General features: G+C 53.8%; 10 protein-coding genes. 7 read left to right on the top strand and 3 right to left on the bottom strand.

The window, feature by feature from the left end; genetic code table 11:
• Positions 1–464: 464 nt before the first annotated feature.
• Positions 465–2,306 (top strand): ABC transporter ATP-binding protein, encoded by a 1,842-nt coding sequence (locus ARCH_RS07235; protein ID WP_187286506.1) that lies wholly within the window; start codon positions 465–467, stop codon positions 2,304–2,306.
• Positions 2,303–4,033, top strand: a complete 1,731-nt coding sequence (locus ARCH_RS07230; protein ID WP_013170631.1) for an ABC transporter ATP-binding protein — start codon at positions 2,303–2,305, stop codon at positions 4,031–4,033. Before ARCH_RS07235 ends, ARCH_RS07230 begins: the two co-directional genes overlap by 4 nt.
• Here ARCH_RS07230 and ARCH_RS09420 read toward each other — a convergent pair.
• A complete protein-coding gene (locus ARCH_RS09420) occupies positions 4,030–4,641 on the bottom strand; it encodes a PH domain-containing protein (RefSeq protein WP_049765842.1) in 612 nt (203 codons plus the stop codon). The two genes, ARCH_RS07230 and ARCH_RS09420, sit on opposite strands and share 4 nt — an antisense overlap.
• A 172-nt stretch (positions 4,642–4,813) precedes the next feature.
• Between ARCH_RS09420 and typA the strand changes: the two genes are divergently transcribed.
• The 5 genes from typA (at position 4,814) to ARCH_RS07200 (ending at position 10,722) form a co-directional block, all read left to right on the top strand.
• Positions 4,814–6,736 (top strand): translational GTPase TypA, encoded by a 1,923-nt coding sequence (gene typA / locus ARCH_RS07220; RefSeq protein WP_111724947.1) that lies wholly within the window; start codon positions 4,814–4,816, stop codon positions 6,734–6,736.
• A 6-nt stretch (positions 6,737–6,742) separates the two neighbouring features.
• Positions 6,743–7,129, top strand: coding sequence for a hypothetical protein (locus ARCH_RS07215; RefSeq protein ID WP_013170628.1), 387 nt, complete (start codon positions 6,743–6,745; stop codon positions 7,127–7,129).
• Positions 7,126–8,829, top strand: a complete 1,704-nt coding sequence (locus tag ARCH_RS07210; RefSeq protein WP_041640417.1) for a VanW family protein — start codon at positions 7,126–7,128, stop codon at positions 8,827–8,829. Before ARCH_RS07215 ends, ARCH_RS07210 begins: the two co-directional genes overlap by 4 nt.
• 77 nt (positions 8,830–8,906) lie before the next feature.
• Complete coding sequence (gene fdxA / locus ARCH_RS07205) at positions 8,907–9,230, top strand: ferredoxin (RefSeq protein WP_013170626.1); 324 nt, start codon at positions 8,907–8,909, stop codon at positions 9,228–9,230.
• 160 nt (positions 9,231–9,390) lie between these two features.
• Positions 9,391–10,722 (top strand): citrate synthase, encoded by a 1,332-nt coding sequence (locus tag ARCH_RS07200; protein WP_013170625.1) that lies wholly within the window; start codon positions 9,391–9,393, stop codon positions 10,720–10,722.
• A 73-nt stretch (positions 10,723–10,795) separates the two neighbouring features.
• Here ARCH_RS07200 and ARCH_RS07195 read toward each other — a convergent pair whose 3' ends face one another.
• Positions 10,796–11,431, bottom strand: a complete 636-nt coding sequence (locus ARCH_RS07195) for a Maf family protein (protein WP_013170624.1) — start codon at positions 11,429–11,431, stop codon at positions 10,796–10,798.
• On the bottom strand, positions 11,428–13,092 hold the full coding sequence (locus ARCH_RS07190; protein ID WP_013170623.1) for a DUF885 domain-containing protein: 1,665 nt from the start codon (positions 13,090–13,092) through the stop codon (positions 11,428–11,430). Before ARCH_RS07190 ends, ARCH_RS07195 begins: the two co-directional genes overlap by 4 nt.
• Between the last annotated feature and the right edge of the window lie 13 nt (positions 13,093–13,105).

The raw sequence follows: 13,105 nt of genomic DNA, 5'->3' as shown, positions 1-13,105 counted from the left end.
TTCCGGCGATAGGTCCATATAAGGGCCTATCGCCGGCTCTGGGTGAGTTTTTTGTAAGAAGGATATTCTTCTGAGCTTTTGTAGAAGAAAATGGAACGTGTTAGTGTGGATTCATGATGTATACACTGTTGCTGTCGTGATTGTGGTGGCTATAAGCCACCATCTGTTGAGTACTAACACTTTTGCGCACGTGTAGCTTGCGCACTACTCCAGAAATCCGTATCGTTTCGCGTCTATTTTGACTATGCGCTCTTAGCGGCGCGCGTTCAGCAACGCCTACAATCAAGCGAAACCATAAGCAAAGAATACGTATGATGAAGAATATTTTTACCTTTCCTGTATCTTTTCCCTTTCGCCGCTATTCCACGCGTTCACATCTACAAACGCCAGATGAGCGCGGGAAACGGTCCCTCACAGATCGCCAGTTTGAAGTAGGGCCTCATCCGGCCCGCTGGCCGCAGTTTATGACATTTGATGCCACGCCTCAGGGCGATCCGGATCGTGTGATTGGTTCGATGGTTCGGCAAAATTGGCGGATACTCCTTGCTGCCACGATTGCTTTCCTGTTTATGTTTGTTGGTTCGGCACTGATTCCGTGGGCGCTGGGCATCTTTCTTGATTCGGGGCTTGAGCAGGGGCTCCAAGCTTCGCTGATTCCTGGCTGTTTACTCATGTGCTTTATCGTGGGTGTTCGTGCGCTCGGATCATTGGGCGAGCCCTTGGGCGTGGTGGTGTGGATGCGTGGTGCATTCGCGTGGCGCCGGGACGTCGTCACGCACGTCTCCGGCATGCGTAATGGGGGCCGAAATGCGATTCCGTCGGGAGAAATTGTTTCGGCTGCCACCTCCGATTCGCCAAAACTTGGCAACCTGATGTATTCGATTCCATCAACAATCGCATCGTTAACGTCATTTGCCGTGATAGTTGTGTTGATGCTGAAAACTCATGTGATGTTGGGGCTTGTGGTGGCTATTGGTCTGCCGATCAGCGTGGCGTTGATGACTTTGTTGATTAAGCCATTGCATAAGCGCCTAGCCGAGAACCGCGAGGAGCGTGGAAAATTGACTACGCTCGCGTCGGATGCCGTGGTGGGGCTCCGCGTGCTTCGCGGCGTTGGCGGTGAAGGCTCCTACAACGAACGGTACGAAGAGCAGTCCCGCCATGTCATGGACACAGGTATCAAGGCGGCGCTGGTTCAGGCGGTCTTAGGCGGTTTGACCACCGCGGTTCCCGCGTTGTTCAGCGCGATTGTGATTTCGCTGGGCCTGTGGTCTGTGTATGCGGGGGAGCTCAGCTACGGCAACCTTGTGGCGTTTTACGGGTACACGGCGTATTTGGCTGTCCCCGTTTCGTCAGCAACAAATTTTTTCCAGATGTTGACGGACGCTCGCGTAGGCGCCCGCCGCATCGAACGGATTTTGGAATCGCAACCGTTGATTTCTTCCGATCGTGAAGATCCTTCGGTTCCGATTCCGGATTGGTCGCGGGCTCGTTTGATCGACGACGAACGTGGCGTTGTGATCGAATCTGGCTGTATGAGTGTGATCGTGTCAGCACGCCCGGATATCTCTGCCGGGGTGGCCCAACGTTTTGCTCGGGTTGATGATTCTCCTATTCGTGTTACGTGGGATAGCAACGATATCGATATTCGTACTCTTCCCGTATCAAACGTTCGTGACAACATTGTTCTATCTGGTGCTATTGCTCAGTTGTTCCAGGGTAGGTTACGTTCGAACGTGAACGGCAGACATGCGGATGAGCCGCTTCCGCGCCCGATCGAAACCCAGATGGCAGATACTGGAGATGGGGCAGGAGTAGCCACGCGTGATCACCTCCCTCAGCCGGGCGCGGCTTCGGAGAGGGATCTCATGCGCGTTCTTGCCATTGCAGATGCTACGGATATTATCCACGGCTTCGATGAGGGCCTGGATGGCTATGTGGCTGAACGCGGCCGATCGCTTTCTGGCGGCCAACGTCAGCGCCTTTCTCTTGCGCGAGCTGTGGCTACCAACGCTCCGATCTTGATTGGGATCGAACCGACGTCAGCCGTGGATTCGCATACGGAACTGCGCATATCCAAAGCCCTCTACAATGAGCGCCGCGGTAAAACAACGGTGATCGTTTCCGTATCTCCAATCATTTTGCACCAGGCAGATCGCGTGATTTTCTTAGACAAAACCGGGCATGTGATCGCTACCGGAACCCATGCGGAACTGAGCGAACGCGCCGATTATCACGCGATCGTTCACCGTGCGAGCGAACCAGAACACGAATCGGAAACCGAGTCAGAGGAGGCCCAGGCATGAAACTCCCTATAGCTTCAAATGCAACGATTATGCGCCAGTTGGGAGCGTTGGTGGCGAAGTTTCGATCAGAATTGATTTTTGTTCTGGTTGTGCAACTGATGGTGGCGCTGGCTACGGTGGTCACGCCGTGGGTGATTGGTGCGTCATTGGACGCGGTGAATCAGGGCGTGGCAGGTTCGGTGATTCGCACGAATATCATCATTTTGATCGTGGCGGTGATTGTGCAATCGTTGACGGCCGGCTACGGCGAATACGTCTCGCGCGTACTGGGGCAGAAGGTGTTTAACGATTTGCGCGTTGAACTGGTAAAATCTGTGACTCATCTGCCGCTTTCCACCGTGGAATCGGCGGGTACGGGCGATCTTCTTGGGCGCACCACAACGGACGTGGACCGGATCGAGTTCATCGTGCGTGTGGGTATTTCGCGAATCATGATGCTGTCGATGCAAGTGGTGGTTACAGTGATTGCCGCGTTGCTGGTGGATTGGCGGATCGGATTCGTGGTGGCGTTGTCCTTTGTGCCGGTGTTCTTTGTGGTTCGTAAGTATTTGCGCCGGACTATCGCGGCCTACTTGGCATCGTCTGCATTGTATGCGGAAGTTTCTGGCGATATTGCGGAAACAGTTGAGCATTCTGAGACGATTGATTCGCTTGCGATGGGGGAGCATCGCGTTCGCCGTACCATGACCTTGATGGCTGAACATTGGGAGAACGAACGGTATTCGGCAACGATGCGCGCGATTTTTGGTGCGGGCATGGTGATTGTGTTGTTTTCGCCGGTGATCATCGCGGTGTTGTGGGGCGCTTGGTTGATTGGTCTGGGTTATGTGTCGGTTGGCGCCGTGACAGCGGTTGCGTTGTATGCTCAGCAACTTCGCGGCCCGATTGATGAGCTTTCGTGGTGGATTGACGAAATGCAGTTTGCTGCGGTGGCACTCGCACGTATTTTTGGCGTGGCCCAGGTTCCGCCGGATCGCGTTGCGGGGGAGGATCTTCCGATCGGCGACGCGATCGACGTTCGCGGAGTCTCCTTCTCTTACCGTGACGGGGTAACAGTTTTGGACGACGTCGATCTGAGCGTTGCGCCGGGAGAACGCGTTGCGATTGTGGGGCCGTCCGGGGCTGGCAAATCGACTTTGGGCCGTTTGATTGCTGGAGTTAATGCGCCAACATCGGGATCGCTTACGATTGGCGGCGTGGAAGTGACGAAGATTGAGGAGAAGTATCTTCATTCGTCGGTTGCCCTAGTAACTCAAGAAAATCACGTGTTTGTAGGGACGATCGCTGATAATTTGCGGTTTGCATCGCCGCAGGCGCGCGATGTTCGGCTGTGGGACGCTCTCGATATCGTGGATGCTACCTGGGTGCGTGATCTGCCTGATGGGCTGGAAACTAAGGTGGGTTCAGGGCACCGCGATCTTGCTCCTGCGCAGGCGCAACAGTTGGCGTTGGCGCGTATCGTGTTGCTAGATCCGGACGTGGTCATTTTAGATGAGGCAACATCGTTGCTTGATCCAACCGTGGCGCGTTCTGCAGAGTTGGCGTTGGGGCGTGTTCTGGAAGGGCGTACCGTTATTTCGATTGCTCACCGGCTTTATACGGCATACGACGCCGATCGTGTGTGCGTGATGATCGACGGGCGGGTTGCCGAACTCGGATCACATGATGAACTCGTGGCGCTCGGCGGCCAATATGCGTCCCTCTGGAACACGTGGCAGCAAGATTAAAATATTGCGAACGTCACAATTGTGGCGGTAAGTAAGCCGATCGTGCCTAGGATGGGAAGCGGAAGCCACACGAACGTCGTCGTCTTCTGATCCGGCGCTCCCAGCGCTAAACGCCTGCGGAGCGCCGGATCAGAACGCACGGCGTGGAGCAAAATCATAATCGTATCCGCGGCAAAGTTGAGCGGAACAACTATCTCTTCTGAACGCGGATGCTTCCAATCAATTGGATCGGGTTCGCTCTTGTTGCGATCACGCCACGAATTCTGCAACAACCCAACCCGGGAAGGAAGCGCCCACACGGGAATCTTTTTCCCAGACTTCGTGGTGATATATAGCCCCCAGCGGTTATACGCTTCGCTCAGATCCTCCCACGGAATCGAAAACTGGCGAACCACGTTTGTCACGATAACTCTTTCATCGGTAATCGTGAGCCGTGGGTTCCACCAGCCAGCCCATCCAACGAACCCAATAAACGCGCCAAGCGGCATCGCGAAAAGAAACTCTGCGATACCCCCATTGATAGTCGATGCAAGAAGAATAGTCCCCGCAAAAAACCACAACAAGAACGCCCAAAAGTGGCTCTTTTCGCCACGTAAAATTAGATTCATACCCCATATTGTGTCAGGTTCAGGTGGTTTGTGCATCCACCGCAACCACTCCGACATCGATAAATCCCCTGTTTGTTCGCTCGCATTTCGTCAGGTGTACACGAATAGTGTCGGAGGTGCGTCGTAAAATAATGTCATTCGTACCGGAATAATATTTAAGGGACTTTTTATGATTCAAACACGCGCCGATCTTCGAAACGTAGCCATCGTGGCCCACGTTGACCACGGCAAAACCACGCTTGTGGACGGCATGCTTTGGCAAGGCGGTGCGTTCGATGCGCGCGCAACCGTTGAAAAAACTGGTGAGCGCGTGATGGATTCAGGCGATCTGGAACGTGAAAAGGGCATTACTATTCTTGCCAAGAACACGGCCATCACCTACCACGGCCCTTCTGCCGCTGAATTCGGCGCGCCAGAAGGCGTCACCATCAACGTGATCGATACCCCTGGCCACGCCGATTTCTCTGGTGAAGTAGAGCGCGGCCTGTCCATGGTTGATGGCGTTGTTCTTTTGGTGGATGCCTCCGAAGGCCCGCTCCCGCAAACTCGCTTCGTGCTGCGCAAGGCACTTGAAGCCAATATGCCTGTTATTACAGTCATTAACAAGGTTGATCGTCCAGATGCTCGTATCAGTGAAGTCGTGGACGAAGCGCAGGATCTGCTGCTGAACCTGGCCTCCGATATTGATGATGCGGATCTGGATCTGGATCGTCTGCTGGAAATCCCAGTTATCTATGCGGCTGCTAAGGCTGGCCGTGCAGATACCGAACAGCCACGTGATGGCGAACTCCCAGCAAACGAAAACTTGGAACCGCTCTTCCGTGCGATCCTCGAATACATTCCGGCACCAACATATGAAGAAGATGCCCCGCTGGTTGGCCAGGTAACCAACTTGGATGCGTCCCCATTCTTGGGCCGTCTTGCGTTGGTTCGCGTCTACTCCGGCGAACTAAAGAAGGGTGCATGGGTTGGCCTTGCCAACGGCCCAGAATCTGACATCGAGCGTGTGCATATCACTGAACTTCTGCGTACCCAAGGCCTGGAACGTGTTCCAGCAACCACCGCAGGCCCAGGCGATATCGTGGCTGTGGCAGGTATGCCAAACATTATGATTGGTGAAACATTGGTGGATCTGGAAGATCCGCGCCCAATGCCACGAATCCACATCGATGATCCGGCCATTTCCATGACCATCGGTATCAACACCTCTCCATTGGCTGGCAAGGTGAAGGGGCACAAGCTCACTGCACGTCAGGTACGCGATCGTTTGACTCAAGAACTCGTGGGTAACGTTTCCATCCGTGTTCTCCCAACCGATCGTCCGGACGCGTGGGAAGTGCAGGATCGTGGCGAATTGGCGCTCGCGATTTTGGTGGAAACTATGCGCCGTGAAGGATTCGAACTCACCGTTGGCAAGCCACAAGTTGTGAAGCGTGTGATCGATGGCGTTATTCACGAACCATGGGAGCGCGCAACCATCGATGTTCCAGAAGAACACCTGGGTGCAGTTACTCAGTTGATGGCTGCCCGTAAGGGGCAGATGGCTACCATGTCCAACCATGGTAGCGGCTGGGTTCGCATGGAATTCGTGTTGCCTTCGCGTGGCATGATCGGCTTCCGTACCCAGTTCCTTACCCAGACTCGCGGAACGGGTATCGCCGCCTCCATCTCAGAGGGCTATGCTCCATGGGCTGGTGAAATCGAATCGCGTAACACCGGATCCCTCGTGTCTGATCGCTCCGGCCAAGTTACAGCGTTCTCCTTGCAGCGTTTGGAAGATCGCGGCACCTTCTTTGTTGATCCAGGCGAAGAAACCTACGAAGGCCAAATCGTTGGTGAAAACCCGCGCAACGAAGATATGGAAGTGAACGTTGTGAAGGCCAAGGAAATGACCAACATGCGTTCCGCTACCGCAGACGCGTTCGAAACCTTGCAGGCCCGCCGCAAGCTCACCTTGGAAGAGTGCATCGAATTCGCGGCAGATGATGAGTGCATCGAAGTCACTCCTGAAACCGTTCGCGTTCGCAAGGTCATTCTGAACACAACCGAACGTCTTCGTGAAGCAGCCCGCCGTAAGCGTGCAGCTGGGAAGTAGTCCTCTATGATTCGTGGCATTACTGGTGCATTCATCGGATTCTTGGCAGCAGTCCTTTCCCTCGTGGCCTACTCTGGGCCTCTAGATCAACCGATCATCGGGTTGGGGCTTGCTACCGGGTTGATCATTTCCGGTTCGTGGCTGACAAGCCGGCTAACCGGTTTGGTTGGGTGGATACTGTTCTGTGCCACATTGGTGATCACCACTGGTTGGTTCCTTTTTGGAGCCAACAGTGGGGACTACCTGTATACGGATCATTCCTGGGCGCTTGATGCTTGGCTGATTCTTCTTGCGGTAGGCGTGATTGTTCCTGTGATTGGGGAACGGTTCGGGCGCCATGAACTTCCTCCTGCAGAGCCTCGGGCAGAAATCGTGGAAGAACAGGCCAAATGATGAAAATTATTGCGTCTGTTAAAACGTGGTCACGCCCCGCGATCGCTGGCGTTATTGGTGCGATTCTACTTGTGTTCTATGTTGGTTTGGCCCTTGCCTTTTCCGGGCAGATCCCATCAGGCACAACAATTTCTGGAGTTAACGTTGCTGGCATGTCACAGGATCAGGCACGTGGTGCGCTAGAAAAAGAACTCGGGCCACAGCTTGCCACTCCACGCGCGATCGTTGTCAAAGATATCGAACACGATCCATTAACGATCGATCCTACTGTTGCGAAGATCGCGATTGATTATGATGCCACCCTGTCTGATCTTACTGGATTTTCACTAAACCCAGTACATCTGTGGCGTCACATTGTGGGCGGTAGTGCGATGGATGCCCAGCTCACGGCTGATAAGAAAAGTCTCGATGAGCAACTCACTGCCCTGGCCGGGCAAGTAGAGCGCGCAGGAGAAGATGCCTCCATTACCTTCGAAGGCAGCACGCCCGTAGTGAAGGCTTCTAGCAATGCTCGCAAACTGGATGTATCAAAGAGCCGTGCAGTACTTCTTCAATCCTGGTTCTTTGGAAAAGAGCCTCTAACGCTTCCATCGGTGGAACGTCCGGCACACATCACCACGAAAGAAGCACAAGAATTCGTTGACAACACGCTCACCCCGCTTCTTGCGCAGCCGGTATCAGTGGATGTCAAAGAAAAACATATTGAGCTGAATCCTGAACAGCTCGCGGATCTTCTTGTTATCGAACATAAAAAACATTTCCTCATCAACGTGAATCCGGAGAAACTCCGTTCACAGGTTGATACCGCCCACCCGGATCTTCTCACACACGCCAAAGATGCAGTCATCTCAATAAAAAATACGGACGTTTCGATTGCGCCATCACAAGAAGGTGAACAGATCGATGCTGACGATTTCGCACACAAGCTAAGCCACGTCGTCGAAACAAAAAACCGCACAATCACTGCAAAAATCGATGTTTCTCAGCCAACTCTTACCACAAAAGCCGCCGAAGAACTCGGTATTAAAGAAGTTGTTTCGGAAATCTCCACCCCGATCACGTCCGATTCTGTACGGACCAAAAACCTCATCGTTGGATCACAATACGTGTCGAATACCTTGGTGAAACCAGGGGAGACTTTCGATCTTCAAACCGCACTCGGCCCACTGGAAGAATCACGCGGGTTCCGCGCTTCGGGAGTGTTCGTTAACGGGTTCTCTTCGAAGGCGCTGGGCGGCGGCCTATCGCAACTCGCTACCAACGTGTTTAATGTTGGCTACCGGGCTGGCCTAGAAGATCTGGCCCACACGCCTCACAGCGTGTACTACGATCGCTACCCAATGGGACTCGAATCTACAATTTGGTACGATAAAATCTTCGTGAAATGGAAGAACACCACCCCATACGGCGTGATGATTCAATCGTTTGTATCTGGCGGAAAACTCACCACCAAATTGTGGTCAACTAAGCATTTTAACGTGGAGGTTCACCAGGGCCAGCCGTACGGTTATGTGAAGGCAGAAACGAAAGAAAATCCGGCGCCGGATTGTTCGCCGTCGTCATATACAAAAGATGGCTTCTCTGTAGACGTGGGCCGTACCGTGACTCTACAGGGCAAACCCGTTGAAGATTCTCGCCACACTGTTCACTACGATCCTATCCATGCGGTAACGTGTCCTCATAAAGAACCTCATGAGTAGCGTAATTACGCCAAGTAGCGCTTGAGCGCGTTACAGGAAGATAATGGAAACAGCGTAAAGAAGAGAAAGAGGAATCCATGACGTACGTTATCGCGTTGCCATGCGTGGATGTGAAAGATCGGGCATGTGTTGATGAATGCCCAGTAGATTGCATCTATGAAGGTGAACGAACACTCTACATTCACCCAGATGAATGCGTGGATTGTGGAGCATGCGAACCCGTGTGTCCAACCGAAGCGATCTACTATGAAGATGATCTGCCAGAAGAGTGGAGCGAATACCATCGGGCAAACGTTGAATTCTTTGATGATCTCGGTTCGCCAGGTGGCGCAACGAAGCTTGGTCCGATCGCGAAAGATCACCCGTTGATTGCCGAACTTCCTCAGGGCATCAACGATTAAATGATGATTTCCCCGGCGTTACTTCGGTAATGCTGGGGATTTTCATACCCACAAAATATCTCAACATCAAAACATTTTCCTCAAAGTGTTGTAGTGTGATGTGTAACGTACGTTGCTCCTCCACCGTTGAAGGGGTAACCGCGAGAAAAGGGGACTCACTATGGCAAACAACGCGCACCTTACCGTGGACGCCCAGGAACTTGAACTGGAACGCGTCCAGGCAGTCTCAGGAAATGACGGGTTTAAGATCAACACAATGCTGGCCGAAACTGGCACGGTCACACTAGATCCGGGCTTTACCAACACAGCTTCATGCACGTCAGAAATCACGTACATCGATGGAGATGCGGGGATCTTGCGGTACCGCGGTTATCCGATCGAACAACTAGCCGAACATTGTTCGTTCCTAGAAGTGGCCTACCTGCTGATTTATGGGCAGTTGCCGGACGTGGAATCGTTGGCGGCCTTTACGCATCGGATCAAACGCCACACGCTCTTACATGAAGATTTCCGTTCCTTCTTCACGGCCTTCCCGTCTTCTGGCCATCCGATGTCCATCCTACAAGCGGGTGTTGCCGGCTTAGGCACCTACTATCAGGACACGCTGGATCCGGTGGATAAGGAACAGCGAAATTTGGCATCAGTGTTGCTGCTGGCGAAGCTCCCCACGATGATCGCCTACATTTCGAAGCGCGCTACGGGTTTGCCGCTCCTGTACCCGGACGCCGCGAAATCGTACACGGAAGATTTCATCCGGATGACGTTCGCGTTGCCGTACCAGAATCACGATATTGATCCAACGATCGTGAACGCTTTGGACAAGTTGTTTATTCTGCACGCAGATCATGAGCAGAATTGTTCCACTTCCACGGTGCGCCTTGTGGGATCGTCTCAGGCGAATATTTATGCGTCGGTGGCAGCGGGCGTGGGAGCGCTTTCGGGCCCGTTGCATGGCGGTGCGAACGAAGCCGTGCTGTCTATGCTGGATAACCTGCGCGAATCAGGCACGCCGATTAAGGAGTTCGTCTCCCAGGTGAAGGACAAGACGAACAATGTGAAGCTGATGGGGTTTGGGCATCGCGTCTATAAGAATTACGATCCGCGGGCGAAGATCGTGAAGGGCTTGGCGGACGATATTTTGGGGTCGCTTTCTGGTGATGAAGAATTGTTCGATATGGCACGCGAGCTGGAGCAGGTTGCGTTGGAGGATGATTACTTTGTGGAGCGCCACTTGTATCCGAACGTCGATTTCTATACGGGCTTGATTTATAAGGCGATGGGGTTCCCTACGAAGATGTTTACTCCGTTGTTTGCGCTTGGTCGGTTGCCTGGGTGGATTGCTCAGTATCACGAATTGGTGGACGATCCGGCGCAGAAGATTGGCCGCCCGCGGCAGGTGTATATTGGGGCGGACGAACGCGATTGGGTTCCGTTGAGTGAACGCAACAGGGGATATTCGGGGTTCCGGGAGCCGATTGACTATCAGGTATAGGACGCCGTGAAAATGAATTGTGGGGTTGCTTCACGTGAAACAACCCCACAATTCATTGACGTAAGTTCCTATTTTAGTTCCAGAAGTCGGTGATCGAATGGCCGAGTTCTGCGAGTAACGTTCGGAGCAGTGGAAGGGATATTCCTACGATTCCGTGGTAGTCGCCGTCGATTTTTTCAACGAAGGGCCCGCCGAATCCGTCCACAGTGAACGAGCCGGCCACGTGGAGTGGTTCTCCCGTTGCGATATAGGCGTCGATTTCTGCGTCGGTGAGGTTGGCGATATGGACGGCTGCGGTGGAGACTCCTTCGGAGATTTTCCCGGTGGCAGTATCGATTACGCAGTGTCCGGTGTGGAGGTATCCCACGTTTCCGCGCATGTTCCGCAGGCGTTCGCGCGCGATGTGCGGGGTGTGTGGTTTTCCTGCGATGGTTCCGTTCATTTCGAGCATCGAATCGCAGCCGACGACGACGGTGGCGTTCTTACCTTGTCGCCTCATTTCTTCATAGATCGCCTGAGCTTTGCTAGTGGCAAGTAGCTGGACTTGTGCAGTAGCTAGACTCCTCGTATCCATATCAGGATGTTGGGTCGCAAAATCGGCGATTAGCGAATCTTCGTCTAGATCGGCAACCATCACCGATGGGGTGATGCCTGCGTTGATCAGGGTTTGGCGGCGTGCAGGGGATGCTGAACCGAGCAAGAGATTCATGCCATCGCCTCACGTAACACGTCCAAGCCTACCGAACCGAGGGAGAGTGCCTGCGTGTGCCAATCTTTAAGGTTGAAGTTGGCACCATCGCGCAGTTCTGCGTCAGCCCGCAGTTGCTTCCACATGCGGTGGCCGATCTTGTATGACGGAGCTTGGCCAGCCCAGCCGAGGTAGCGGTTGAGCTCAAACTGCAAGAACGAACGATCCATCGCCACGTTATCCTGCAAGAACTGCCATGCCACATCGCGGTTCCACACAGGGGAGATGTGCTGGTATTGGGCCGGTGCCGGCTTTTCTAAATGAACCCCGATGTCAAGTACCACGCGGGAAGCACGCAACCGTTCGGCGTCGAGGACCCCCATGTAGTCACCTGGATCGTTCATGTAACCCAACTCGCGCATCAAACCTTCGGCATATAGAGCCCAGCCTTCGCCGTGGCCTGAAACCCAGCAGAAGTTCCGGCGCCACATGTTGAGCTGATCGCGCAACAACGTCGTGTATCCGATTTGAAGGTGGTGGCCGGGAACGCCTTCGTGGTAAACCGTGGTCTTTTCCTGCCATGTCGTGAACGTGGTGGATGTTTCTGGAACAGACCACCACATGCGGCCTGGGCGGGAGAAATCGTCCGATGGGCCCGTGTAGTAGATGGCGCCCGTGCCAGATGGGGCGATCATGCATTCGATCTTCTTCATGGGTTCTGGAATCTCAAAATGAGTGCCAGCCAGATCGTTGAGTGCCTGATCGGAGATGCCCTGCATCCATGTCTGGAGTGCATCCTTGCCGTGTAGCATCCGGGTTGGATCGTTGTTCAGGCGTTCCATGGCTGCAGGAATGCTGACTCCTGGGCCATAGAGTTCTTCAGAGACCCGGTTCTGTTCTGCAATGATACGCGTCAGTTCGGCGACGCCCCATTCGTAGGTTTCATCGAGGTCGAGTTTTGCGCCAACGAACTGGCGGATCCTGCGTTCGTAGCGTTCGCGGCCAAAAGCGTCACGTTCGCCGCCGTGCGGAGCGATCTTTTCTTTGAGGAATTCGGAGAGTTCAGCGTAGGCTGCGCGGGCGTCTGTTGCTGCTGCGCAGAGAGTATCGGCTAGCTGTGGGTGTGCTGCGGCGCCACGCTCAGCGAGGGAAGCGATCCCGGATGCGTCGCTGGCTTTCTGTGCGGCTTCGTCGATTGCGAGGTTAATCTGGCGTGTTGCGTTGGCTGGGCCGTGTTCTGCGCGGAGAAGGAGGGTCTCCTGCCAGCCTTTGAGGGCTTGAGGAACGTTGCGTAAGCGGGCAGTGATCAGCTCCCAATCGGCGGCAGTATCGGATGGCATGAGGTCAAAGATTTCGGCAACGCCTTGAAGTGGCGTGGTGATGTTGTTGATGTCGCCAAATTCGGTATTATCAAAGGATTCAATTTCTAGCCCGAGCCGTTCTTTCATGGCGGCTACGGTTACGCGATCAACGGCGTCCGTAGGTTCTTGTGCATCAATTGCGGCAAGAGTGGAGCGCTGGATATCTGCCATTTTCGCTAATCCTTCTGGGGAATAGTCAGAAAATGTGGATTCATCGGCGCCTGGTAGGCCGAGCGATGTGACGAATTCCGGCGATTCGTTAAGGATCTTCTGGCAGAATTCGTTTGCAAGGGCATCAATGGGGGATACTGGTCTAGTCATGGATGTCATTCTA

Source organism: Arcanobacterium haemolyticum DSM 20595 (assembly GCF_000092365.1).
GTDB lineage: Bacteria > Actinomycetota > Actinomycetes > Actinomycetales > Actinomycetaceae > Arcanobacterium > Arcanobacterium haemolyticum.
The sequence above is the reverse complement of the archived record's forward strand: the minus strand, read 5'-3'. Positions and strand labels throughout refer to the sequence as shown.